Source organism: Amycolatopsis saalfeldensis (genome assembly GCF_900110575.1).
GTDB classification, from domain to species: domain Bacteria; phylum Actinomycetota; class Actinomycetes; order Mycobacteriales; family Pseudonocardiaceae; genus Amycolatopsis; species Amycolatopsis saalfeldensis.
Genome location: NZ_FOEF01000046.1, coordinates 1 through 24,566 on the forward strand (window position 1 = coordinate 1; position 24,566 = coordinate 24,566).

Genomic DNA, 24,566 nt, shown 5'->3' on the forward strand with positions numbered 1-24,566 from the left:
CACCCCGGCCACGCACAGCCGCTTCAGATACAGCTCCGGCGCGATCCGCAGATACATCCGCATGTCATACGCGTTGATGTGCGTGACGAACGGCCGCGCGTTCGCTCCACCATGGACAGTCTGCAACATCGGCGTCTCGACCTCGAGATAATCACCCTGGTGCAACCGCTCCCGCACCGCACGGACCACAGTGGACCGGAACCGCAGCATCTGCGCCGACTCCGGGTTCACCGCCAGATCCAGATACCGCTGCCGCACCCGCGTCTCCGGATCCGTCAGCCCCTTCCGCTTGTCCGGCAACGGATGCAGACACTTCGCCGTCACCGTCCACTCATCCACCAGCACCGACAGCTCACCCCGCCGCGACGTCACCACCCGACCACTCACACCCACATGGTCACCCAGGTCGACGCCGCCACGCCACCCCGTCAAATCAAGCTCACGAGCGTCCAGCATCAACTGCAACTCACCCGAGAAATCCTTGATCCGCGCGAAACACAACCCACCCAACGTCCGCAACGCCAGCACCCGGCCCGCCACCCGAACCCGATGCCCCGTCCGCGAATCCGGCCCCAGATCCGCGTACTTCCGCACAATGTCACCCAGCAGATCCTCCCGCCGGAAACCCACCGGATACGGATCGATGCCCAAGTCCCGCAGCTTGTCCAGCTTCGCGACGCGCACCCGCACCTGCTCCGGCCGCCGGGCCGCCTTCGGCACGGCCTTCGCCGAGGACTCGTCGATGCGCTTTGCCTCGGCGACGAACTCCTGCCCCACGTTCTCCAGCCGCAGCGAACGCGACCTCCCCGTGGGCACGAAGCCCTCCAGCGCGCCGGCGACGATGCCGACGCGCGGCAGCCGTCGAGCCGAGGAGTAGCAGAGGAACCGCGGCTCCCAATCGGGCCCGTACTTCGCGTTCGACCGGTACAGCGACTCCAGCTGGAAGAAGCGCGACGCGACCCCGAGCACGCCGCGCCACGCGCGCAGCACCGGCCCGGCGCCGATCCGCTCGCCTTCGGAGAACACCGCGCGAAACATGGCGAAGTTGAGCGAGATCCGCTGCGCGCCCAGCTGCTGGCCGGCCGCGACGACCTCGGCGACCATGAACTCGTTGAGCCCGTTCTCGGCGTCGCGGTCACGGCGCATCAGGTCGAGCGAGAGCCCGCGCCGACCCCACGGCACGAACGACAGCATCCCGCGCAGCCGGCCTTCGGCGTCGTAGGCCTCGACCATCACGCTGCGGCCGTCGCTCGGGTCGCCGAGCCGGCCCAGCGCCATGGAGAACCCGCGCTCGGTCTCCGCGCCGCGCCACTGCTGGGCGTGCCGGAGCAGCTCGGCCATCTCGTCGTCCGGGATCTCGCTGTGGCGCCGCACCCGCGACGTGTAGCCGGCCCGTTCGATCCGCTTCACGGCCTGGCGCACGGACTTGCGCTCGGGCCCGGTCAGCGAGAACTCGCGGATGTCCAGCACGGCCTCGTCGCCGAACTCCAGCGCTTTCAGGCCCGCGGCCGCGTACACCTTGGCGCCGCGCTCACTCGCGCCGAGCGCACCGGGCGTCCAGCCGTAGGAACGGGTCTCGTCGAGCCACGCGCGCACGGCGTCCGGCCACGCTTCGGGGTCGCCGATCGGGTCCGCGCTCGCGACGCTCGTGCCGCCGAGCACGCGGTAGGTCACCGCGGCGCGGCCGTTCGGGGCGAAGACCACGCTCTTGTCGCGGCGGGTCGCGAAGTAGCCGAGGGAGTCGTCCTCGCCGAACTCCGCGAGCAGCCGGCGCAGGCGCAGCTCCTCGTCGTCCGTGCGGAGACGACGGCTGCGCACGCCACGGAAGAGCATGTACAGCGCGGCGGTGGCGACGAAGGTCGCGCCCAGGTCCAGGAACACGTCGAGCCACGCCGGGCCCTCGCCGACGCCGATGCGCCGCAGCTGGATGTTCTCACCGGTCGCGTGGTTGACCACCCAGGCGAACCGCTCCCAGGTGTCGCCGAGGTGGCCGGGGAACGCCTCGCTCAGCCCCCAGCCGAGCACGATCACCACGAGCAGGCCGCCGAGCAGCATCGACAGCCCGTTGCGCCAGGCGCCCGGGGCGAGCCGCGCCGGGAACGCCGGGCGCAGCGTGAGCAGGAACAGGATCAGCAGGACCGAGATCACGTCGGCGATGGTGAGCACCGACACCTGCATCGGGATGTGCCGGATCTGGCGCGGGCCGAGCGTGAGCAGGCTGGGCGCCCAGAGCAGTACCGCCTGCATGGCCAGCGTGAGCAGCAGGCCGGCGACCTGGAACAGCAGCAGCGTGTACAGCGCGGCCTTCTTACGCCTTCGAAGCGCACCGCCGAGGACCACCAGCAGCAGCACGATCACCAGGCTCGCGCTGGTCGGCACACTGAGCGCGGAGAACGCCATGTCGATGGCGTTGAGCAGGTGGCCGTGGGTGCCGCCGGCGATGAGGAGGACAACCGAGAAGACGGCCGCCAGCTGCACGACGGTGGCAGTCACGCCACCCGCCCTCGCCTTCCAGCCGGGGATGCGCGGGCGCGCGCTCGCAGGGGTTCCCATCGTTGCCTTTCTCCGCGATGGTCGTGGTTGTCACGACGACTTCAAGGACGCCAGTGAACAGCGGTTGGTTGTCTCCGGTCATCACCCGGGAGGCTGAGCGCCGCTCATCCCCGAGTCGCAGGCCACCGCCGTGTGAAGCTGGTCGCACGGGCTTGGGGGCGCCGCCGGGGCGTGTCACGCTTTGAACCGCATCTGCTCCACGACCCGGGGACCTCTTCGAGGCCTCGAGGGAAGGACGGTCGACGACGATGTCTGCCCAGAAGACCCCTGCCGGCGGGTCCGCCGAAGAGGTGGCCGCACCGTACGGCTCCGGCCCCGCTGCCCCCGCGCAGCCGGCGCCCGCGAAGAAGGTCCGCATCCACCACCTGCGCGAGCTGAAAGAACGCGGCGAGCCGTGGCCGATGCTCACCGCGTACGACATGTACACCGCCGAGCTGTTCGACGAGGCCGGGATCCCGGTGCTGCTCGTCGGCGACTCCGCCGCGAACAACGTGTTCGGCTACGACACCTCGCTGCCGGTGACCGTCGACGAGCTGCTGCCGCTCGTACGGGGCGTCACGCGCTCGGTCAAGCGGGCGCTCGTGGTCGCCGATCTGCCCTTCGGCTCCTACCAGCTCTCGCCGGAACAGGCGCTGGCCACGTCGGTCCGGTTCATGAAGGAAGGCCGCGCGCACGCCGTGAAGCTCGAGGGCGGACGCCGGTTCGCGGCCCACGTCGAGGCGCTCACTTCGGCGGGTGTGCCCGTGATGGGCCACATCGGCTTCACCCCGCAGAGCGAGCACAACCTCGGCGGCTACCGAGTGCAGGGGCGCGGTGAGGCGGCGGACGTGCTGCTCGCCGACGCGCTGGCGCTGCAAGAGGCCGGGGCGTTCGCGGTGGTCATGGAGATGGTGCCGGCCGAGGCCGCGAAGCGGGTGACACACGAGCTGAAGATCCCGACCGTCGGCATCGGCGCGGGCCCGGACTGCGACGCGCAGGTGCTGGTCTGGCAGGACATGGCCGGTCTGCGCCGGGGCAAGGCGCCGCGGTTCGTGAAGCGCTACGCCGATCTGGCCGGTGTGCTGCAGGGCGCGGCGACGGCGTTCGCCGAGGACGTCCGGCGCGGCGAGTTCCCCGCTCCGGAGCACGCCTTCCACTGATCGCGTTCGATCGAGGCCTCCTTGCCCGCGCAGGACGCGGGCGAGGAGGTCTCGACGACGGTCCGGGTGAAGAGTCACTGGCGACGGAACCGTTGCGCCAGTTCGGGATCGTTCTCCCACCAGAGCCCGCTGGACGGGGTCTTGCCGGACTCCTCTTCGTCGTCCAGACGCTTGTCGAGCTGCTTCGCGCGCTTCTCGTCGTCTCGGGCCCAGCGGATGAACAGCGCGCCGACGAACGGCAGGCCGGCCAGATCGCCGCCGATCCACAGCACACCGGCGCCGACGATCTGGTCCGTGCGCGGGTCCGGGCCCCAGCCCGGGTGCGCGGCCGCGTAATGCGCGGGCGCGAGCACCGGGCCGAGCCACAGCACGAGGCCGAGCGCGCCGTCGAACACCACTTCGGTGAACGAGATCCACACCGACACCAGGTGCGAGCCGCCGCGCGGGGTCGGGTCGAGCTGCACGCGGCTGTAGAAGTAGAGGAACCCGGCCAGCGCCAGCGCCAGGCGGACGAGCCCGCCGACCACCGGCGAGTCCAGCGTCAGCTCGTACAACGGCGTCAGGTAGATCAGCAGGAACGGCGCGATCAGCACCACGGTGACCGACAGCGGGAAGGTGATGAACCGCGCGAAGCCGCTTCGGCCGTAGCGGCGCAGCCCCGCGGCGAGACCCGGCGACGCGGTGCGCATGAGCAGCGTGACGGGCGCGCCGAGCGCGAGCAGCAACGGCGTCACCATCAGCAGCACGGTGTTCTGCGTCGCCCGGACCCAGAACAGCGTGGTGTCGTAGACGCCGAGGAACGAGCAGGTGACCAGCAGGATCGTCGCGAGCCCGGAGAGGAACGCGGTGGTCCGTCCGGGTGACCACACCGGCTGCCGCCGCACGGCGGACAGGTAGCCGGCCGCGAGCACGAGCACCACGGCAACGGCCGGGAGGTCGATGGTCCAGGCCGTGAAGAGGGTGGCCCCGCTCAGCGGAGGCACATTCGCCGCAGGTTCGATAACGACAGTGTCCCCTTCCCGGAATTCAGGGCGGACACCACCCTCACAACGTGAAAAAGAGCAGGCTGCCGATTCCGGCGACGAAGCAGTAGATCGCGAACGGCGTCAAGGTGCGCGTTTCGAAGTATTTCGTCAGAAAACGGACAGCGATATAGGACGCGACCCCCGCGACAAGGCTTCCGACAAGCGCCGGGCCGAGCGACGGGCTGTTCTCCGGCGTGAACAAGGACGGCAGCTTCAGCACGCCCGCGGCGAGGATCACCGGCGTCGCGAGCAGCCACGCGAAGCGCGCCGCGTCCTCGTGCCCGAGGCCCCTTCGCAGGCCCGCGACCATCGTGATGCCGGACCGGCTGATGCCCGGCAGCAGCGCGAGGATCTGGGCCGAGCCGATCAGCACCGCCTCGCCGACGCCGAGCTTCGAAAGCCGCGCGTCGGTGGTCTCTTCGACGGTGACCGCGCGCATCACGAGCGTCTCCTCCGCCGAGAAGTCCACCGTGTCTTCCGACCGCCGCACAGCGGATTCCGCCGACGGCTTCGGCCGGGAGAAGCGCTCGGCGGCGAACAGCACCCCGCCGTTGAGGGCGAGGAAGATCGCCGACGGGACGGGCTTGCCGAGGTAGTCCCGCAGCAGGCTTTCGAGCAGCAGGCCGGCGATGCCGACCGGGATCGTGGCGAGCACGAGCAGCCACGCGAGGCGCTGGTCGGCCGTGCGCACTTCGCGGTGGCGGATCGAGGTCAGGAGGCCGCCGATGATCCGCACCCAGTCGCGCCGGAAGAACAGCACGAGAGCGAGCGCGGTGGCCACGTGCATCGCGACGAGCACGGCCAGATAAGGCGAGTCCTTGCCGATGCTCAGATCACGCTGCCAGGAGCCGCCCACCAACGCCGGAAGCAGGATGCTGTGCCCGAGACTGGACACCGGAAACAATTCCGACACCCCTTGCAAGGCGCCGACGACGATCGCCTCGACATAGGTAACGGCGGACATTCGGTTGCCTTTCTCGGCATCGATCAAGGAATTCCCCGGCGAATCTAACCAGGGCCGGGTTAACACCGGGCAAAAGACCCGGGAAGGCGTGCTCCATCCCACGACGTTCACATATATGAACATCAATCATGTCCTTGACTGTCGTTCGGATGGTGGCTTAGCGTCTACGCCAACGCCGCACACCACGGAGTCCAGCCCTCGACGAGGAGGATGAGATGCGTGTACGTGAGCGGGTTCCGGCTGTGGCGGCCGGAGCCGCCGCACCGCTCGACTTGGCCGCGGTCACCGGCACCACGGACGGCTGCGGTGCCGGAAAGGGATTCGCGAATGTGGCGGCCGCCGAGGGCTGCTGACGCGCGATCACAGACTGGGGGCCCGCTCAGCCCGGCGGCGGGGGCGGGCCCCCACCCATACGCGGCGGTCCGGCAGAGTGTCCGCCATGGACGACGATCTCTACCCGCCGCTCCCGGTCCGCGCCGAAGGCCTGCTGGACGTCGGCGACGGCCACCGGATCTTCTGCCAGGACGCGGGAAACCCGGACGGCAAGCCGGTGATGGTGCTGCACGGCGGGCCGGGCAGCGGGATCGCGTCGATGTCGCGCCGGCACTTCGACCCGGACGCCTACCGGATCATCCAGTTCGACCAGCGCGGCGCCGGCCGCAGCACCCCGAACATCGGCGAGCCGGACGCGGACCTGGCCACGAACACGTTGTGGCACCTGGTTTCCGACCTGGAGCTGCTGCGCGAACGGCTGAACATCGAGCGCTGGCAGCTGTTCGGCGGCTCGTGGGGATCAACGCTCGCGCTGGCGTACGCGCAGACGCACCCTTCGCGGGTCTCGGAAATCGTGCTGCGCGGCGTTTTCACGGTGCGCGGCAGCGAGCTGGACTGGATCTACCGCGGCGGCGCGGCGAACCTGTTCCCGGCCGAGTGGGAGGAATTCCTGGCGCCACTGCCGGAAAACCTGCGCAAGGACCCGCTGGCCGGCTACGGCGAGCTGCTCGCCTCCGAAGACCGCGGGGTCCGCGAACGCGCCGCGATCGCCTGGAGCGTCTGGGAAGGCGCGACGGTCGCGTTGCTGCCGCAGGAGGCGTTCCGGAACCAGTACGCCAGCCCGGCCTTCGCGTTGACCTTCGCGCGCCTCGCCGTGCACTACTTCCGCCACGGCGCCTGGCTCGAAGAGGGCCAGCTGATCCGCGACGCCGGCCGCCTCGCCGGCATCCCGGGCGTCCTGGTGCAGGGCCGGTACGACTCGGTCTGCCCACCCATCACGGCGTACCAGCTGCATCGCGCGTGGCCCGGATCTTCCTTGCAGCTGACGGAGGGCGCCGGCCACGCCGTGAACGACCCCGGAATCCTGGCCGCCCTGCGCGCGGCGACAGACGGGTTCCGCTAGATCCGCCCGCCGCTCGCGCTGTCGCCGCCCGAAAGCCGCTGGGCGAGGTAGACCGGCACGGTCGAGACGACGATCAGCACCGCCGCCACCACGTTCACCACCGGCGCCTGGTTGGGGCGGAACAGGTTGTCGTAGATCCAGATCGGCAGGGTCTCCATGCCGGTGCCGAGCGTGAACGTGGTCACGATGATCTCGTCGAACGACAGCGCGAACGCCAGCAGCCCGCCGGCGAGCAGGGCCGAGCGCAGCATCGGGAACGTGACCAGGCGGAACGTCGTGACGCCGTCGGCGCCGAGGTCCATCGACGCCTCTTCGAGGTTGCCGCCCATCCGGCGCAGGCGCGCGACGACGTTGTTGAACACCACCACGATGCAGAACGTCGAGTGCGCGATGATCGCGGAGAGCAGCCCGAGGTCGATACCCAGGATGGTGCGGAACGCGTTGTTCAGCGCGATGCCGGTGACGATGCCGGGCAGCGCGATCGGCAGCACGATCAGCAACGAGATCGAGTTGCGCCCGAAGAACCGGTAGCGCTGCAGGGCGAACGCCGCCATCGTGCCCAGCACCAACGCGATCGCGGTGGCCGCGAGGCCGGCTTCGACGCTGGTCCACAACGCGTGCAGCGCACCCTCGTTCGTCACCGCGCGGCCCCACCACTCCAGGGTGAAGCTCTTCGGCGGCCAGCCGAACGTGGTGTCCGAGTTCACCGAGTTCAGCAGCACCACCAAAAGCGGGAAGTAGATCACCGCGAACCCGGCCCCGAGCGCCGTCCACAGCAGCGCCCTGGCGGTCTTCGACATCCGCACGGGAGCCTCCTAGAGATTGTCCAGCGCGCCGGTGCGGCGCACGACGGCCAAGTACACGAGCATGATCACGACCGGCACGGTGGCCACGGTCGCCGCGAACGGCAGGTTGTTGGCCGCGCCGATGTTGTCGTAGACCACGTTGCCGAGCATCTGCGACGTGCCGCCGACGATCTTCACCGCGATGTAGTCGCCCAGCGACAGGGAAAACGTGAAGATCGAGCCCGCGACGATCGCCGGGAAGGTCAGCGGCAGGATCACCGAGCGGAACGTGCGGAACGACTTCGCGCCGAGGTCGCCGGAAGCGTCCACCAGCGAGTCCGGCAGCCGCTCCAGCCCGGCGTAGATCGGCAGGATCATGTACGGCAGCCAGAGGTAGGACAGCGTGATCACGGTGGCCGCGACGCCGTACCCCGGCCCGGAGAGGCCGAACGGGTCGAGCAGCCAGTTGATCGCGCCGTTGCCGGACAGCATGGTCCGCCAGGCGTAGGCCTTCACCAGGTAGCTGGCCCACAGCGGCGTCATCACGGCGATGACCAGGATCCGTTGCGCGCGCGGGGAAGCGAGCTTGGCCATGGCGAACGCCATCGGGAACGCGATCACCGCGTCCACCACCGTGACCAGCGCCGCGATGCCCACGGTCCGCAGCGTGATCGTGCGGTACACCGAGTCGCTGAACAGCGTGACGAAGTTGTCGAACGACCAGTTCGTGACCACCTGGCCGGTGAACACGTCGGTCGACCAGAAGGCCGTGACGAACAGGGCGGCCAGCGCGCCGAGGTAGGCCAGGCCGAGCCAGAGCAGCGGGGCCGAAAGCAGGATGGTCAGGCGCAGCCGGGGTTTGCGGAAGAAGAAAGCCGAAGCTCGACGGCTCGGCGGGCTCACGGCGGTCATGTCGGGCACCTTCGGGGCACGCTAGCGGGAAGGGAGGTCCAGGGGCGGCAGGCGAGGGGGGAGGGTGCCTGCCGCCCCTGGAGTCAGGGGGCTCGTGGGTGTTCGCGACGGTTGGAACCGTCAGGAACACCCACGAGGGGTCAGCCCTTGATCTCGGTCCAGGCGCGGGTCCAGTCGCCGTAGTCCTTGCACTTGACGTCCGTGCGGCCGTCGAGGCACTGGGGGATCGGCGTGGTCCAGTACTGGATCTTGGCGGCGTACGCGGCGTCGTTCGCGTGGTAGGTGTCGCACAGGGACTTGTCGGTGAACTCGGCGCACGCCTTGCTGTTCGCCGGCGCCTCGCCGAAGTACTCGGCGACCTGCGCGTTCACCTTCGGGCTGATGATGTAGTCCATCCACTTGTACGCGCAGGTCTTGTGCTGCGACTTCGTGGCCACCATCCAGGTGTCCGACCAGCCCGTGGCGCCTTCGCTCGGCACCGTCGACTGCAGCGGCGCGCCCCCGCTCTTGGCCAGGTTCACCGTCACCTGCCACGCGGTGCCGATCGTGCCGTCGCCGCTCTTGAGCGACTGCGTCTCCTTCAGGTAGTCGGCCCAGTACTCCTCGACCGCCGGGCGCTGCTTCTTGAGCAGGTCCACCGCGGCGTTGAACTGCTTGTCGTCCAAGGCGTACGGGTTCTTGATGCCCAGGTCCGGCTGGTGCGCCATCAGGTAGAGCGCGGCGTCGGCGATGTAGATCGGGGAGTCGTAGGCGATGATCTTGCCCTTGTACGGCGAGTTCGGGTCGAACATCGCCGACCACGAGGTGGGCGCCGGGTTCACCTTGTCGGTGCGCCAGGTCAGCACGTTCGCGCCCCAGCCGTGCGGGATGCCGTACGCGACGTTGTTGACGCTGTTCCACGACTTGTTCTTCAGGAACGGGTAGACGTCGTTGTAGTTCGGCACGAGCGCGGTGTTGACCGGCTCCACGTCGCCCGAGGCGACCAGCCGCAGCGACGCGTCGCCCGAGGCCGACACGACGTCGTAGCCCCCGGTCTTCATCAGCGTCACGGCCTCGTCGGAGGTGCCGAACGGCTTGACGTTGACCTTGCAGCCGGTCTCCTGTTCGAACGGCGTGACCCAGTTGACCTTCGGGTCGTTCGAGCCGTTTTCCGCGTAACCGGGCCAAGCCAGCACGTTCAGCTGGCCTTCGGGCTGGCCGAGCGCGGTGAGGGCGGACAGCTTCGGCGGGGTGAACCCCTGCGCGCCCGGCGCCGATCCCGAGGAGGAACTGTTACTGGCCGTGCCGCAGGCCGCGAGCAGGAGGCTCACGCCGCACAAGCCAACGAGCAGCGTCTTCCTGTTCTTCATGTCGAGAGAAACCTTCCCGTGAGGACTAACCGGCTTCGGGGACCCGGAAACTGTGTTCGCGGCGCCAGCTCAGTCGGACGCGACCATCGGCGAACTCGGTCGGAGCACTGATGTTCTGGCGGACAACGGACAACTGACCCCCCGCATCGAGCGCGACAGCGTAGCGCACTGTGGACCCGGCGTATACGACATCCGTGACGATTCCGGTCGCGCTGGTCTCGCCCGGCCCCGCTGGTGAAGCGAGGTTTCCGTCGATGGTGATCTTCTCCGGCCGGATGCTGAAAACACCCGGTCGGCCGATCACCGCCTCCGCGCCGCGGCCGCTGAGCAGGTTGGACGTGCCGACGAAGCCGGCCACGAACGCGGTCGCCGGTTTCTCGTACACCTCCAGCGGGGTGCCGACCTGCTCGATCCGCCCGGCGTTGAACACCGCGATGCGGTCGCTCATCGTCAGGGCCTCGTCCTGGTCGTGCGTCACGAAGACGAACGTGATGCCGACTTCGCGCTGGATCTGCTTCAGCTCCACTTGCATCGCTTGCCGCAGTTTGAGATCCAACGCGCCCAAGGGCTCGTCCAGCAATAACACTTTCGGGCGATTCACCAAGGCCCGCGCGAGGGCCACCCGCTGACGCTGGCCGCCGGAGAGCTGCGACGGCTTCCGCCGCCCGTACTCCTCCAGCCGCACCGTGCGCAGTGCGTCTTCCGCGCGCTGGCGGCGCTCGGCCTTGCCGACCCCCTTGACCCGCAGGCCGTACTCCACGTTCTGCTGCACGGACATGTGCGGGAACAGCGCGTAGTCCTGGAAAACCGTGTTCACGTCACGGTCGAACGGCGCGAGTGTGCTGACGTCGCGGCCGGCCAGCTGGATGCTGCCCGCGGTGGGCAGCTCGAACCCGGCGATCAGCCGCAGCACGGTCGTCTTCCCGGAGCCGGACGGGCCGAGCATCGAGAAGAACTCGCCGGGCGGGATGTCGAGGTCGACGCCGTCGACCGCGCGCACCTCGGCGAAGTGCTTCTGCAGCCCGGTGAGCCGGATCGCCGGGCGGTCGCCGGGGTTCCGCGCGGCGCCGGCGCGGGGGGCCGTCGAGGGGGCTTGGTGGGGCATGGCTGGCCTTTCGGCGTCGTTCCGGTCTCGGGTTACAGCGCGCTCATCACGTGCTTGACGCGGGTGTAGTCCTCGAGGCCGTAGAGCGAGAGATCCTTGCCGTAGCCCGATTTCTTGAACCCGCCGTGCGGCATCTCGGCGACCAGCGGGATGTGGGTGTTGATCCACACGCAGCCGAAGTCGAGCTTGGCCGAGACCCGCATGGCCCGCTGGTGGTCCTTGGTCCACACCGAGGACGCCAGCCCGTACGGCACGCCGTTCGCGGCCTTCACCGCGTCGGCCTCGTCGGTGAACCGCTGCACGGTGATGACCGGGCCGAACACCTCGTTCTGCGTGATCTCGTCGTCCTGGGTGACGCCGGAGACCACGGTGGCCTCGTAGAAGTAGCCCTCGTCACCGGCCTGCCGCCCTCCACAGTGGACGGTGGCGTGCTCGGGCAGGCGGTCCACGAAGCCGGCCACTTTTTCCAGCTGGGCGGCGTTGTTCAGCGGGCCGTACGCGACGGTGTCGTCGTCCGGCAGGCCGGTTTTGGTCGCCTCGGCCTGGCGGGTGAGCGCGGCCACGAAGGTGTCGTGCACGTCGTCGGAGACGAGCACGCGAGTGGCGGCGGTGCAGTCCTGGCCGCCGTTGAAGTAGCCGGCCATCGCGATCGTCTCGGCCGCGAGGTCGAGGTCGGCGTCCTCGAAGACGAGCACCGGGGCCTTGCCGCCGAGTTCGAGGTGCACGCGCTTGACGTCGCGAGCCGCGGCGGCGGCCACCTCGATGCCCGCGCGGACCGAGCCGGTGATCGACACCATCGCCGGGATCTCGTGCTCCACCAGCGCGCGGCCGGTGTCACGGTCGCCGCAGACGACGTTGAACACGCCCGGGGGCAGGAACTCACCGCAGATCTCGGCGAGCAGCAGCGTCGACGCGGGGGTGGTGTCGGATGGCTTGAGCACGATCGTGTTCCCCGCCGCCAGCGCGGGCGCGATCTTCCAGATGGCCATCAGCAACGGGTAGTTCCACGGCGTCACCTGCGCGCAGACACCCACCGGCTCACGGCGGATGAACGAGGTGTGGCCCTCCATGTACTCCCCCGCCGACCGGCCTTCGAGCACGCGCGCGGCGCCGGCGAAGAAGCGCAGCTGGTCGACGATCATCGGCAGCTCCTCCGACATCGTCAGCGCGACCGGCTTCCCGGTGTTCGCGGACTCGACGCGGACGATCTCCTCACCACGGGCCTCGACGGCGTCGGCGATCTTCAGCAGCGCGAGCTGACGCTGGGCCGGCGTGGTCTCCCGCCAGCTCTCGAACGCCTCCGCGGCCGTCTTCAAAGCGCGGTCGACGTCCTCGGCCCCGGCCACCGGAGCGGTGCAGTACGGGCGGCCGGTCACCGGATCGGTGATCTCGGCGACCCCGCCGGACAGCGAGTCGACGAACTTCCCGCCGACGTAGTGCTTCAATTCCTGCACGCGTACGCCTCCTGACTCTCCGTGGCAGGCTGAAACATATAACTCCATATTTCAAATCACAAGACTCTGGGGCAGGATTGGCTCAATCGCAGGTGCGGGACGGGTGGACTCATGCGCAGGGAGATGCCGAACAACGCGCGGCTGGCCATGTTCGCGCCGCTGGACCAGCTCGGCCGGGCCGAAGCGGTGGCGGCGCGGCTGCTCGACGCCATCACCCTCGGCCTGCTCGACGACGCCGAGCAGCTGCCGAGCGAGGTCGAGCTGGCCGCGCAGTTCCGCGTCTCCACGGTCACGGTCCGAGAGGCGCTCGCGGTCCTGCGTCAGCAAGGGCTGGTCGAAACGCGCCGCGGACGGGGCGGCGGCAGCTTCGTCCGCACACCCGCGTGGCCGGCGCCGAGCTCGTGGGCCGAGCGCCTGCGTTTGGTCTCGCTCGCGGACCTGCGCGACTTCGGTGACCACTACCTCGCCGTCGCCGGGTCCGCGGCCAAGCTCGCCGCGGAGCGCAGCTCGCCGGAGGACCTCGAGCGGCTGCGGCTGGCCGGCGAGGACCTGCTCGACGCCACCGGCCCCGACGCGACGCGCGCCGAGCGGCACTTTCACCTGGAGGTGGCGGCGGCCGCGCAGTCGCCGCGGCTCACCAACCAGGAAGTTCAGTTGCAGAGCGAACGCGGGGGGTTGCTCTGGGTGCCCCTCGGCGGCGAGGAAGGTTCCCAGCAGGCCTACGCTGAGCACCGCGCGATCGTCACGGCGATCGCCGCCGCAGACGGCGAACTGGCCCGCAAGCTCACCGAAGACCACATTTTAGGGGCGCTGGACCGGCTGGCCGATCTGCACTTAAGCCTCGAAACGCCGTAAGCTTCGATGACCCCGCATCCGAGGTGAGCATCGTGACCGACACCCGAACGCTGACCGGCGATGAAGTCGTGGCCCAGGTTTCCGCGCTGGTGGAAGAGATCTTCGAACGGCTGAAGCCGGTACTGGCCGCCGCCGAGTCCCTGCTCGCCGAACCGGGCGGCTCGGCTTCGGCGGCCCTGCACCGGATCCGGCCGCAGGTGATCGAGGCCCTGGGCGGCCTGGTCATCGGCGCCGGCTTCGTCAGCGCGCCGCACGTGCTGTCCGACCAGGAGTTCGGCTTCGAGTGGTGGACCAGCCCGGCCGAGGAGGGCGAGCCGCCGGAGCAGCTGTTCATCTCCCTCGACCCGGACAGTGAGAACTTCCTCGATTACACGCGTCAATCGTGGTTCACGGTGCCGCGCGACAGCGGCCGGAGGCACATCAACGGCCCGTACGTCGACTACCTCTGCACCGACGAGTACACGCTCACCTTCACGCTGCCGGTCGAGCGAGACGGCTTCGCCGGCGTTGTCGGCGCGGACGTGTACGTGCGCGAGTTCGAGCGCACAGTGCGGCGTCGGCTTCGCTCACTGGGACGCGAAGCGGCGCTGCTGAACGCGCAAGGCCGGGTGATCGTGGCCAACAACGTCCGGCAGGCGACCGGCTCGCTGGTGCGGGCAGTCGACGTGCCGGCCTGGTGGGCTTCCGGCGCCGAGCCGTACACCACCGAAGGCGGCCTGACCCTGCGCCGTTGCGGGGACTCGCCGATCGCCCTGCTCGTCACGACCTGACCTGCAGCGCCAGCCAGAGTTCGGCGCGCACGCCGGGCGAGTCGAGGTCCCGGCCGAGCAGCTCGCCCGCCTTCCGCACGCGGTTGCGCAGGGTGTGCCGGTGCACGCCGAGCTTCGTCGCGGCGAGGTCCCAGTGCCCGTGGTGCTCGAGCCAGCAGCGCAACGACGTCTCCAGGTCCCCGCGTCCGGTCGCGTCGAAGGCGCGTAACGGAGCGAGCAGCTGAGCCGAAAACGCTTGCGCCGCTTGGGGTTCCAGCAGTCCGAGCAGCCCACGGCCGGCGTGGTCGGCGTAGCGGACGAGCGGGACGCCGGTCGTGCGCGCGGCAGCCACCGCCTCGCGCGCCTGATGCAGGGCAGTGGCGAAGGCGTCCGCGTCGGCGACACCCACGTGGAACTCGCCGACACCCTCGGCCGCGGTCACCACCCGGTCCACGTCGTCGGCCACGGCGATCAGCAGGTTGTCGTGATGCGCGAAAAACACCTGCCCGGCAACGGTTTCCAGCCGGTCGTAGAGCGCGTTGCGCCGGCCTTTCGCGCCGGACAGGGCCAGCACCGTCCACGGCCGCGCCGGCACCTCCTGCACGGTGCGCAGGACGTCCAGCGCGAGGTCCTCCTGCCCCGCCACCAGCAGGTCCAGCAGGCCGGTGCGAAGCCGGGACAATGCGGCATGATGCGCGCGATCCTGTTCCAGGGCAAGGGAAAGCAGCGAGACGGCGGTGTTGACGATGTGCCGCCCGGGCGCGTCGAGCGGCTCCGTTCGCCCGACCGCCAGGGTGCCGCGCGTGTGCAGGGTCTGGAGCACCACCTCGTCGTCGCCGAGCGCCACCACGCGGGTGCCGGCGCGAAGCCCGGTGACGTCGAGGCTTTCGCCGTACGCGCGGGCGGTGGCGGGAGCGGCCTCGGCCACCCGTCCGGCGGAGTCGAACAGCACCACCCACGCGTCGACGAGCCGCGCCAACCGGCGGACCACTCCCCCGGCGCCGCCCTTGCCGACGGCCGTCCGGGTCAGCTCCTGCTGGGCCTTGCCGACGCGGACGGTGGCGGCGTACTCGTCGGCGGCCACCGCGCGTGAGACGGCGCGGGTGATCGCGATGAACGGCGTCTTCCGCGGCACTTCGAGCACGGGCAGGCCGACCTCGTCCGCCGTGGTCACCAGCGCTTCAGGCACGCGCGCGTGGCTCAACCCCACGCCGAAGCCGAGGCCCGCGACACCGGCTTCGACGAGGCGCCGGACGTACGCCGCTTCGTCGAACGCTTCGTCCAGTGCGAGGCCGGTGGTGAGCAGCAGCTCACCGCCTTCGAGGAACGCCTGCGGGTCGGTCAGCTCGGTGGGGTGCACCCAGCCGATCGGCCGGTCCAGCCCGGTCGCCCCGGCGACCACCCGCAGGCCGAGCGGCCGCTCGTCGGCCAGCGCGCGCAAGGTCAGTGCCATAACGGCCAATCCTACCGGCCAAGTTGGCCACTTCGGCCACCTGACTCGATCCCCTCCCCGGCCGCACCCTGGTGGACGACCCAGCCCGTCGTGAGTGTTCCTGCCGGTTAGAACCGTCCTAGGCACTCACGAGTCCCTTCCAGGAGCGCCCGTGACCACAACCGCCGCCGAGCCCCAGGCCCCGGCTCCCCAGCAGCGCCGGCTGCGCACCGAGATCCCCGGCCCCGCGTCGCGCGCGCTGCAGGAACGCCGGGCGAACGTCGTCGCGGCCGGCGTCGCGTCCACGCTGCCCGCGTACATCACCTCCGCGAGCGGCGGGCTGCTGACCGACGCCGACGGCAACGTGCTGATCGACTTCGGCTCCGGCATCGCCGTGACGAACGTCGGCCACTCGGCGCCCGCGGTCGTCGACCACGTCCGCGAGCAGGCCGGGCTGTTCACGCACACCTGCTTCATGGTCACGCCGTACGAGGGTTACGTGGAGGTCTGCGAGGCGCTGGCCGAGCTGACCCCTGGTGACCACGCGAAGAAGTCGGTGCTGTTCAACTCCGGCGCCGAGGCCGTGGAGAACGCGGTGAAGATCGCTCGGGCCGCGACCGGGCGCCAGGCGGTGGTGGTGTTCGACCACGCCTATCACGGGCGGACGAATCTGACGATGGCGCTGACTGCGAAGTCGGTGCCCTACAAGCACGGGTTCGGGCCGTTCGCGCCCGAGGTCTACCGGGTGCCCGGGTCTTATCCGTTCCGGGACGGGCTGGACGGGGCCGAGGCCGCGCGGGTGGCGATCGACCGGATCGAGAAGCAGATCGGCGGGGATCAGGTCGCGGCTGTGGTGATCGAGCCGATCCAGGGCGAGGGCGGGTTCATCGAGCCCGCACCCGGTTTCCTGCCTGCGCTCTCGGCCTGGTGCTCGGCGAACGGGGTGGTGTTCGTCGCCGACGAGGTGCAGACCGGCTTCTGCCGCACCGGCGACTGGTTCGCCTCCACCCGCGAGAACGTGGTCCCCGACCTGATCGCGACGGCCAAGGGCATCGCGGGCGGCCTGCCGCTCGCCGCCGTGACCGGGCGCGCGGAGCTGCTTGACGCTGTTGCGCCGGGCGGGCTTGGCGGGACCTACGGCGGCAACCCGATCGCGTGCGCAGCGGCACTCGGCTCGATCGAGACCATGCGCGGGGCGGACCTGGCGACGTCCGCGCGTCGGATCCAGGAGCGGGTGCTGCCTCGGTTGCGAGCGCTGGCTTCGGAGACGGGCGTGATCGGCGACGTGCGCGGGCGCGGCGCGATGCTGGCGGCGGAGTTCGTGAAGCCGGGTGGGGTGGAGCCGGACGCGGATCTGACCAAACGCGTCGCCGCGGCCTGTCACGCGCTCGGCGTGGTGGTGCTGACCTGCGGCACCTACGGCAACGTCGTCCGGCTGCTGCCGCCCCTTTCCCTGTCCGACGAGCTGCTCGACGAGGGCTTGTCCGTCCTCGAGTACGCGATCCGTGTGGAGGCCCGCAAGTGACTGTTCCCTACTGGGTTGCCGGTAAGCCCGTCGCCACCGGCACCACCGCCACCGTCCGCCACCCCTACGACGGCGGCGAGGCCGGCTCTCACTACGTACCGTCCACATCGGACATCGAGACCGCCGTGCAAGCCGCGGCCGAGGTCGCCGACGAGTTCGCGACGGTGCCCGCGCACGTCCGGGCCGGGGCGTTGGACCACGTGTCCCGGGTTTTGGGCGAGCGGTCCGAGGAGATCGCGCAGCTGATCACGGCCGAGTCGGGCAAGCCGCTGAAGTGGGCTCGTGGTGAGGTCGGGCGGGCGGTGTCCACGTTCCGTTGGGCGGCCGAGGAGGCTCGGCGGTTCTCCGGCGAGCTGCAGCGCCTCGACACCGACCCCGGCGGGACGGGACGGCTCGCGCTGGTCCGGCGGGTGCCTCGCGGGCCGGTGCTCGGCATCACGCCGTTCAACTTCCCGTTGAACCTGGTGGCGCACAAGGTGGCTCCGGCGATCGCGGTCGGTGCGCCCATCGTGCTCAAGCCCGCGCCCGCGACGCCGCTGACGGCGCTGCTGCTCGGCGAAATCCTGGCCGAGACGGGGTTGCCCGCCGGGAGCTGGTCGATCCTGCCCATCGGCAACGACGAAACCGCCGAGCTGGTCAAGGACCCTCGGCTGCCGGTTGTTTCCTTCACCGGCTCGGTGCCGGTCGGGTGGAGCATCCGCGAGAGCGTGCCGCGCAAGCACGTGGCGTTGGAACTGGGCGGCAATGGCGCGGTGCTGGTCTGTCCGGATTGGACGGACCTGGACTTCGCCGCTCAGCGGATCGCGACGTTCGGGATGTACCAGGCCGGGCAGTCCTGCATCTCGGTGCAGCGGGTTTATGCGCACGCGGACGTCTACGAGGCGTTGCGGGACAAGGTGCTCGCGCAGGTCGCGGCGCTGCGGACGGGTGACCCGCGCGAGGACGGCGTGGATGTCGGACCGCTGATCAACGAGGCCGCCGCCGTGCGTGTTTCGTCATGGGTTTCGGACGCGGTGGCCGCGGGCGGCACTCTGCTCACCGGCGGTGGTCGCTCGGGTGCCGCCGTCGAGCCGACTGTGCTGGCTGACGTGCCCGAGGACGCATCGGTGATGGCCGAGGAGGTTTTCGGTCCGGTGGTGTCGCTGATCCGGGTTTCCTCGGCGGACGATGGCGTTGCGCGGATCAACGCCTCGCGGTTCGGGTTGCAGGCCGGCGTTTTCACCCGCGATCTCCCGACGGCCTTCGACGTGTCCGCCCGGCTGAAGGTCGGCGGCGTTCTGGTGGGCGATGTGCCCAGCTTCCGGGCCGACCAGATGCCTTACGGCGGCGTGAAGGACTCCGGTGTCGGCCGCGAAGGGCCGGCCGCCGCGATGGCCGATCTGACGGAGGAGCGGGTTACGGTGTTGACTGGGATTACGTTGTAGGTGACACGCGGCCCAGGGCCTCGCTCAACACAGCATGCGCGTCGACGAGCGATGGGCCGTACCAGGTCAGATACCGCCCCGAAACCAGCACCGGCTCGGCTTCCGGGAAGAAGCCCGGACCGTCCTCGGCGGTGAACTCGTACGGCTCGTCCGGCAGGATCACGAGGTCGTCCGCGCGGGTTCGCAGCTCGTCGATCGGGGGGCGTGGGTAACGGTCGGGCGCGTCCGCGTAGGCGTTCTCCACTCCGACGCGGCGCAGCACGTCACCGGCGAACGTGTCGCGGCCCAGGACGATCCACGGCTTGCGCCAGACCGGGACCACCGCGATGTGCCGGACCGGCGCGACCTCCCGCCACAGCTCCTCGGCCTCGACCAGCCACCTCGGCTCGCTGACGCCGTAGGCCTGCGTCAGGATTCGGCGCAGCGAGCCCAGCGCGGCCGGGACGGTGGCGCTGGCCTCCATCACCCACACCGGGATTCCGTTGGCGCGCAGGCGTTCCACGTCCTCCGGGCGGTTCTCCTCCGAATTCGCCAGCACCAGGTCCGGCGCCAGCTCCAGCACGCGGTCCAGGTTCGGGTACTTCGAGCCGCCGACCCGCGAAACGTCCAATGTGGATGGATGCGTGCAATAGTCCGTGGCTCCCACCAGACGGCCCGGGGCGCTCACCTCCACCGCCTCCGTCAGCGACGGGACCAGCGAGACCACCCGCGACGGCGCGCCCTCCACCGGCACCAGCTCACCCAGGTCGTCGACCAGCTCCCGACTCCTCATACGCGTTCGAACAACACCTTTCGCTTGTCGACGTCGACGGCGGTCAGGCGCACGCCGATTCGCTCGCCCTCCGGGAACCGCTCCCCCGCGCACTTCGCCATCACCGGCGGGTCCTCCACCAGGATCTCCGCCTTCGTCTCCTCCGCGCGCAGCACCACGGCCGTGAACTCACCGCCGACGCGCTCCGCCAGCACCCACGCCTCCACCTGGTCGATGCAGGCCCGCTCGACGCGCGCGGCCAGCACGTCCGAAGCGGACATCTTCGACGGCACCTCGTCCAGCGCCTCCCGAGTCCACGACGGCACCTCGCGCCCCGCCGTCACGGCGAGGCAGACCTCCGTGGCGAAGCGGTCGACCAAGCGTCGGATCGGGGCGGTGACGTGCGCGTACGCACCGCCGATGCCCGCGTGCGTGGCGAGACCGGGGCGCTCACCGTCGAACGACGTGTAGCCCGCGCCGCGCAGAAGCCGCGTTGTGTCCGCGTACAACGCCATCGACGAGGGCCGCCCGGGGTCCAAAGCGGACAGGAACTCCGAGACCGGCTGCCCCTCGGGCCAGGCCACGCCCAGCGCGTGCGCCGAGCGACGCAGCCACTCCACCGCGTCCGGCTCCGGCGGCGGCAGCGTGCGGAGGACGCCGACCCGCGCGTCCAGCATGATCTGCGCGGCGGCCATTCCGGTGAGCAGCGAGATTTCCGCGTTCCAGGCGTCGACGGCGGTGCGCGGGCGGCGGGCGAGCGCCCAGCCCCCGTCGGCATCGCCGCTGATCTCCTGCTCCGGCAGCTGCAACTCCACGGCCCCGCGGCGGACGGCCAGCTCACGCCGGACCCGGCCCAGCTCCGGCAGCGCGGCCACGGAGGGGTGCGAGCGGCCGGCGTCGAGCGCGGTCTGCACCGTCTCGTAGTCGAACTGCTCGGTGGACCGGACCAGTGCCCGGCGGACGCGCGTGTCCATCAGCTCGCCGCCCTCGTCCACGTCGATCGTCCACAGCACGGCCGGGCGGACCTCGCCGGGCAGCAGGCTCGCGGCGCCCTCGGACAGGACGGGCGGGTGAAGCGGGACGTTGCCGTCGGGCAGGTACAGCGTCTGGCCGCGGCGGCGGGCCTCGCGATCCAGCGCGCCGCCGGGCGGCACGAACGCCGCCAGGTCCGCGATGGCGTAGTGCACCCGGAAGCCGCGGCGAGTGCGCTCGATGAGCATCGCCTGGTCGAGGTCCTTGGAGCCGGGCGGGTCGATGGTGACGAACGGCAGGTCCGTCGCGTCCTCGCGGCCGCCGGCCGACGCGAGCGGGTCGAGCACCGACTGCTCCGCCTCGGCCAGCACCTCCGGGCCGAAGGACTCCGGCAGCGCGAACTCGGCCCGGAGACGACCGAAGTCCCCTCCCGCCGCGTGAGTCCTGATCACGAGTGGAGGCACCACACAACAGTATCCCGCTCGAGTGGCCGCGATCGCCCGTTCGGGCGCGCGCCGGTCGGGTGTACGTTTGAGCCCGTCCAACAATGAAAACCATTTCCGAAAGGGTTCCGCCGTGAAGATCGCGTTCGTCGGCAAGGGCGGCAGCGGGAAGACCACGCTGTCCTCGCTGTTCGTTTCGTACCTCGCCGACGCCGGCAAACCGGTGCTGGCGATCGACGCCGACATCAACCAGCACCTCGCCGTGGCCCTGGGAGCCACCGAGGAAGAGGCCCTCGCGTGGCCGACGCTGGGCGACAACATGGCGTTGATCAAGGAGTACCTGCGCGGCGCCAACCCGCGGATCCCGGACGCCGCCTCGATGATCAAGACCACCCCGCCCGGCCGCGGTTCGCGCCTGGTGAAGCCGTTCGAGGACAACCCGGTCTTCGACGCGTGCTTCCGCTCCCTCGGCGGCGTGCGGCTGGGCGTCACGGGCCAGTTCGACGAGGACGACCTCGGCGTGGCCTGCTACCACTCGAAGGTCGGCGCGGCGGAGCTGCTGCTGAACCACCTGGTCGACGGCCCGGGCGAGTACGTGGTGATGGACATGACGGCGGGCGCGGACGCGTTCGCCTCCGGCCTGTTCACCCGCTTCGACGTGACGTTCCTGGTGTGCGAGCCGACGCTGCGCAGCGTCGGGGTGTACCGCCAGTACGCGGACCACGCGCGTGACTTCGGCGTGCGCCTCATGGTGGTCGGCAACAAGGTCACCGACGCCGATGACGTCGAGTTCCTGAGCACCCAGCTGGGCGACGCCCTGATCGGCTGGCTGAGCGCCTCCCGTCACGTCCGCGCCGCCGAACGCGGCGCGCCCCGGCCCATCGGCGAGCTGGAACCGCACAACCTGGACACCTTGTCCACCATGCTGTCCACGGTGGACGCCGAACAGCGCGACTGGGCGCGGTACCAGCGTCAGGGGGTGGAGTTCCACCTGCGCAACGCGCGGGCCTGGGGAAACGGGCGCACGGGGTCGGACCTGGAAGCCCAGGTGGACCTGGACTTCGTGCTGGACCCTTCGGTTCCCGCTTTGGGCTGAGCCCCTCCTGGGCTGGGGCGGGCTTGGGCTTGCCGTGACTGGCTGCGGTTTGCTGGGGCCGCCCCAATGCGGCGTCGGGGCTGGCCTCCGCTGAGGGTGGTGGGCAGCGGTTGGAGCACCGAACGCCGCGTTGGGGCGCTTCAGGCGGTGGGGCCGCTCGCGGTCAGTCGCCCTCCCAGGCGTGGTCGGCGGCGTCGGCCTGTTGTGTCCGTTCCCGGGCGATGTCCAGCGCACGGCGGGCCGTGGCCTCGTCCGGGTACGGGCCGAGCAGGTCGATGCTCCGGCTGCGTTCGAGGTGCTCCACCTCGTTGGTGCGAGTGTTGTAGTACCAGCCCTGGTCCGGGTTCGGGTCGTCAGCCATGCCTCGTAGCGTGGCACCCGGCGACCCGCCTGTCACTCCGGCGGGACGGTTCGGGTCACCCGAGCCCGACGTCACTTCCGGTATTTGTAGGGGATCTCCGTCGGCTCGCCGGTCGGGCCGAACTCGCCGTCGCCGCCGTTGTCCTCGCGGTTCTGGAACTCGTCGAACCACCCACGCGACTGCGGCAGCGGCGTCCCCCGAGGCGGCGTCTCGACGTCATCGGCCGGCGAGGAAGCCGAAAAGGCGATCGGCGCCTCCCGCACCTGCGACGGCTCGGTGCCCCCGCCCCCTCCGCCAAGCCTCCGAGCCATCGACGACTGCTGCTGCCCGCCCTGCTGCTGCACCCACTGCCCGGCCGGCCCCTGAGGCTGTGGCAACCCACCCTGCTGCTGCGCAGGTCCCCGCGCCCCGGCGGACGTCTGCTGCGCGTCGTTCGCCTGCCGCTCTGCATGCGCTGGCCGCTCTGCGGTTGCCCGCTGCTCCGCGGACGTCTGCCACTCTGCGATTTCCCGCTGCTCTGCGGCCGCTGACGGCTCGGTGGGCACCGGCGGCACAACCGGCTCCCGCCCCGGAAACACCGGCGGTGCGGCCCGGAAACTCCGCACCGGCGGCGGCGGTCCGACGGGCCCCGTCTCCTGCCCGGGAAACACCGGCAACGGCCGCCCATCCGGCCCCAACCCCGCCGACCGCCCCCCACCAGGCTGCGGCAACGCCGGCCGCTGCCCCTGCGGCTGCGGCAACGACGGCTGCGGCAACTGCGGCTGCGGCTCGCTCCCGTGTTTTGGCTGGTTCCCTTGCTGTGACGGCTGAACAGGTCGGCCTGCCTGCGACTGTTCCGGGCGACTCCCCTGATGCGGCGGCTCAACAGCTCCGCCTGTCTGTAGCTGCTCAGGCCGACTCACTTGATGCGGCGGCCCGACAGGTCCGCCTGCCCGCAACTGCTCCGGCTGGCTCTCTTGATGCAGCGGCTCAACAGCTCCGCCCATCTGCGACGGCTCCGGCCGACCCGCTTCAGGCGGCGGACCCGGGTGACTCACCTGCTCCGTCGGCGGCTTTTCCTGCTGAGCGGACCAACCTGGCTGCGGCGACTCCAAAGATGGCACCGGTCGCGCATCCGGCTGAGCCGCAACATCCGCCGGTCGGACAGGTAACTCAGCCGCAGCTTCGCGAAGGGGTTCCTCGCGCGCTTCCGTCACCGGCGATTCCGTCGGTGCCACGGAGGCTTCCGGCCGGTTCGCTTGTTCCGCCGAGACTGTCGACGCCACAACATTTTCCGGCTCCGCAACGGGTTGCGGCTCGGCGACAGGGTCCACCTCGGCAACGGGCTCTGGCTCGGCGACGGGCGCGGCGGTCGGTTCCTCCGGCTCGTCGACATCGGATAGAGCAGATGACTCCGCCTCATCACCTGGCTCGGGCTCAGCAGCCGGCTCGGCTTGCGCCGTCACGTCGGGCGGCATTACTGGCTCGTCAGCCGGGCCCGCGGACTCTGGCTGAGTTACTGACTCGGCAACGGGCTCCCGAGATGGACTCACCATTGAATCCGTGGAAGTTTCGTTGACCGGCTCGGGCGACGTTGCGTCCGTGGGCTGCTCGGCCGGTGACGTCGGAGCAGTCGCCTCCGGGGGTGCGGCGGGGGGGTGCGGCGGAGGTGTCCGTTCGGGATCGGGGCGGGGCCGCTGTTCCGGCTGGGACCAGGAATTCTCAGCCGTCACGGCCGGTTCCGGAGAAAGCCGACTCGGGTCCGGGGTTTGCTCGATCGGCGCGCGGTGGAGCGGTTGTCGCTGGTCGGTCCCTGGCTCGTCGGTCTGGTTCGGAGCGGGCGAGCGGGAAGTCGACCACTTCGGGGTCGGCCCTGGCGACCACTGCGGGAAAGTCTGCCGCGCAGGCGCCGAACGGGACGGCGCGGGATCGGGGCCGGGGGCCGTGGCGGCAGGCATCGTGCTCGCTGTCGCATCGGCAGGAGAAGCACCACTCGAGCCCTGCGGCGCGGTCTCGGGCGCAGCCGGAGCATGACCGGTCCTCTGACGGCTCCCCGGCGCGGCGCCCGGAGCACTCACGCTCGGTCCACCAGGAGCCACAGGATTTCCGCCCGGTGCACCAGAAACCACCGGACCTGCGCCAGGAGTCCCAGACACCGCGGCGTCCGGCGTGGCACCAGGTCCGTTGGCACCACCCGACGCGGCAGCACCAGGCGCGTTGGCGCCACCCGGCGCAGCAGCACCAGGTCCGCTGGCGGCGCCCGGCGTGGCGCCAAGTCCGTTGGCACCACGCGACGC

Annotated in this window: 22 protein-coding genes; 9 read left to right on the forward strand and 13 right to left on the reverse strand. The window is 70.5% G+C overall.

What is annotated here, in order from left to right:
• A partial coding sequence (lysX, locus tag BMY97_RS44815) for a bifunctional lysylphosphatidylglycerol synthetase/lysine--tRNA ligase LysX (protein WP_091629707.1) occupies nucleotides 1-2,553 on the reverse strand: 2,553 nt, incomplete at its 3' end.
• A 248-nt stretch (nucleotides 2,554-2,801) separates the two neighbouring features.
• Between lysX and panB the strand changes: the two genes are divergently transcribed.
• Complete coding sequence (panB, locus tag BMY97_RS44820; RefSeq protein ID WP_091629677.1) at nucleotides 2,802-3,692, forward strand: 3-methyl-2-oxobutanoate hydroxymethyltransferase; 891 nt, start codon at nucleotides 2,802-2,804, stop codon at nucleotides 3,690-3,692.
• Nucleotides 3,693-3,766: 74 nt separating this feature from the next.
• Here panB and BMY97_RS44825 read toward each other — a convergent pair whose 3' ends face one another.
• Together BMY97_RS44825 and BMY97_RS44830 are read right to left on the reverse strand one after the other, a co-directional pair.
• Entirely contained in the window at nucleotides 3,767-4,675 is a 909-nt protein-coding gene (locus BMY97_RS44825) for a cytochrome c oxidase assembly protein (RefSeq protein ID WP_177231860.1), read from the reverse strand.
• A 61-nt stretch (nucleotides 4,676-4,736) separates the two neighbouring features.
• Nucleotides 4,737-5,681: an undecaprenyl-diphosphate phosphatase gene (locus BMY97_RS44830; RefSeq protein ID WP_091629680.1), complete on the reverse strand. Its 945-nt coding sequence runs from the start codon at nucleotides 5,679-5,681 to the stop codon at nucleotides 4,737-4,739.
• 215 nt (nucleotides 5,682-5,896) lie between these two features.
• Here BMY97_RS44830 and BMY97_RS47630 point away from each other — a divergent pair, with 215 nt between their 5' ends.
• Both BMY97_RS47630 and pip read left to right on the forward strand, forming a co-directional pair.
• Entirely contained in the window at nucleotides 5,897-6,034 is a 138-nt protein-coding gene (locus BMY97_RS47630) for a hypothetical protein (RefSeq protein ID WP_177231861.1), read from the forward strand.
• A gap of 86 nt (nucleotides 6,035-6,120) precedes the next feature.
• Nucleotides 6,121-7,077, forward strand: a complete 957-nt coding sequence (gene pip / locus BMY97_RS44835) for a prolyl aminopeptidase (RefSeq protein ID WP_091629682.1) — start codon at nucleotides 6,121-6,123, stop codon at nucleotides 7,075-7,077.
• Here the strand turns inward: pip and BMY97_RS44840 are convergent.
• The 5 genes from BMY97_RS44840 to BMY97_RS44860 all read right to left on the reverse strand — a co-directional run bounded on the left by BMY97_RS44840 (nucleotide 7,074) and on the right by BMY97_RS44860 (nucleotide 12,682).
• Nucleotides 7,074-7,877, reverse strand: a complete 804-nt coding sequence (locus BMY97_RS44840; RefSeq protein WP_091629683.1) for an ABC transporter permease — start codon at nucleotides 7,875-7,877, stop codon at nucleotides 7,074-7,076. The two genes, pip and BMY97_RS44840, sit on opposite strands and share 4 nt — an antisense overlap.
• Nucleotides 7,878-7,892: 15 nt before the next feature.
• The gene (locus tag BMY97_RS44845; RefSeq protein ID WP_091629685.1) at nucleotides 7,893-8,774 is read right to left on the reverse strand and encodes an ABC transporter permease; all 882 of its coding nucleotides are present in this window, start codon (nucleotides 8,772-8,774) and stop codon (nucleotides 7,893-7,895) included.
• 140 nt (nucleotides 8,775-8,914) lie between these two features.
• Nucleotides 8,915-10,123 (reverse strand): ABC transporter substrate-binding protein, encoded by a 1,209-nt coding sequence (locus BMY97_RS44850; protein WP_091629686.1) that lies wholly within the window; start codon nucleotides 10,121-10,123, stop codon nucleotides 8,915-8,917.
• A 25-nt stretch (nucleotides 10,124-10,148) separates the two neighbouring features.
• Nucleotides 10,149-11,228, reverse strand: coding sequence for an ABC transporter ATP-binding protein (locus BMY97_RS44855; protein WP_091629688.1), 1,080 nt, complete (start codon nucleotides 11,226-11,228; stop codon nucleotides 10,149-10,151).
• A gap of 32 nt (nucleotides 11,229-11,260) precedes the next feature.
• Nucleotides 11,261-12,682 carry a gamma-aminobutyraldehyde dehydrogenase gene (locus BMY97_RS44860; RefSeq protein ID WP_091629690.1) on the reverse strand — a complete coding sequence of 474 codons (1,422 nt, stop codon included), beginning with the start codon at nucleotides 12,680-12,682 and terminating at the stop codon, nucleotides 11,261-11,263.
• 111 nt (nucleotides 12,683-12,793) lie between these two features.
• Here BMY97_RS44860 and BMY97_RS44865 point away from each other — a divergent pair, with 111 nt between their 5' ends.
• The gene (locus tag BMY97_RS44865; RefSeq protein WP_091629692.1) at nucleotides 12,794-13,537 is read left to right on the forward strand and encodes a FadR/GntR family transcriptional regulator; all 744 of its coding nucleotides are present in this window, start codon (nucleotides 12,794-12,796) and stop codon (nucleotides 13,535-13,537) included.
• Nucleotides 13,538-13,569: 32 nt separating this feature from the next.
• Nucleotides 13,570-14,307 (forward strand): cache domain-containing protein, encoded by a 738-nt coding sequence (locus BMY97_RS44870; RefSeq protein ID WP_091629709.1) that lies wholly within the window; start codon nucleotides 13,570-13,572, stop codon nucleotides 14,305-14,307.
• Here BMY97_RS44870 and BMY97_RS44875 read toward each other — a convergent pair.
• On the reverse strand, nucleotides 14,297-15,739 hold the full coding sequence (locus tag BMY97_RS44875; protein ID WP_091629694.1) for a PucR family transcriptional regulator: 1,443 nt from the start codon (nucleotides 15,737-15,739) through the stop codon (nucleotides 14,297-14,299). The genes BMY97_RS44870 and BMY97_RS44875 overlap by 11 nt on opposite strands.
• Before the next feature lie 151 nt (nucleotides 15,740-15,890).
• Between BMY97_RS44875 and gabT the strand changes: the two genes are divergently transcribed.
• Together gabT and BMY97_RS44885 are read left to right on the forward strand one after the other, a co-directional pair.
• A complete protein-coding gene (gene gabT / locus BMY97_RS44880) occupies nucleotides 15,891-17,243 on the forward strand; it encodes a 4-aminobutyrate--2-oxoglutarate transaminase (RefSeq protein WP_091629696.1) in 1,353 nt (450 codons plus the stop codon).
• Nucleotides 17,240-18,667 carry an aldehyde dehydrogenase family protein gene (locus tag BMY97_RS44885; protein WP_091629697.1) on the forward strand — a complete coding sequence of 476 codons (1,428 nt, stop codon included), beginning with the start codon at nucleotides 17,240-17,242 and terminating at the stop codon, nucleotides 18,665-18,667. The genes gabT and BMY97_RS44885 overlap by 4 nt, the downstream gene beginning before the upstream one ends.
• Here the strand turns inward: BMY97_RS44885 and BMY97_RS44890 are convergent.
• Both BMY97_RS44890 and BMY97_RS44895 read right to left on the reverse strand, forming a co-directional pair.
• The gene (locus BMY97_RS44890; RefSeq protein ID WP_091629699.1) at nucleotides 18,657-19,439 is read right to left on the reverse strand and encodes a helical backbone metal receptor; all 783 of its coding nucleotides are present in this window, start codon (nucleotides 19,437-19,439) and stop codon (nucleotides 18,657-18,659) included. The two genes, BMY97_RS44885 and BMY97_RS44890, sit on opposite strands and share 11 nt — an antisense overlap.
• Nucleotides 19,436-20,842 carry an RNB domain-containing ribonuclease gene (locus BMY97_RS44895; protein ID WP_091629701.1) on the reverse strand — a complete coding sequence of 469 codons (1,407 nt, stop codon included), beginning with the start codon at nucleotides 20,840-20,842 and terminating at the stop codon, nucleotides 19,436-19,438. The genes BMY97_RS44890 and BMY97_RS44895 overlap by 4 nt, the downstream gene beginning before the upstream one ends.
• A gap of 124 nt (nucleotides 20,843-20,966) precedes the next feature.
• Between BMY97_RS44895 and BMY97_RS44900 the strand changes: the two genes are divergently transcribed.
• Nucleotides 20,967-21,929 carry an ATP-binding protein gene (locus BMY97_RS44900; protein WP_091629703.1) on the forward strand — a complete coding sequence of 321 codons (963 nt, stop codon included), beginning with the start codon at nucleotides 20,967-20,969 and terminating at the stop codon, nucleotides 21,927-21,929.
• A 163-nt stretch (nucleotides 21,930-22,092) separates the two neighbouring features.
• Here the strand turns inward: BMY97_RS44900 and BMY97_RS44905 are convergent, their stop codons facing one another.
• The gene (locus BMY97_RS44905) at nucleotides 22,093-22,290 is read right to left on the reverse strand and encodes a hypothetical protein (protein WP_091629704.1); all 198 of its coding nucleotides are present in this window, start codon (nucleotides 22,288-22,290) and stop codon (nucleotides 22,093-22,095) included.
• A gap of 71 nt (nucleotides 22,291-22,361) precedes the next feature.
• Nucleotides 22,362-22,667, reverse strand: coding sequence for a hypothetical protein (locus tag BMY97_RS46700; protein WP_143086522.1), 306 nt, complete (start codon nucleotides 22,665-22,667; stop codon nucleotides 22,362-22,364).
• 1,715 nt (nucleotides 22,668-24,382) lie between these two features.
• On the opposite strand from BMY97_RS46700, the gene BMY97_RS48045 reads away from it, so the two are divergent.
• Nucleotides 24,383-24,566, forward strand: a 184-nt coding sequence (locus BMY97_RS48045) for a hypothetical protein (RefSeq protein ID WP_218157025.1), incomplete at its 3' end; no start/stop codon positions are given.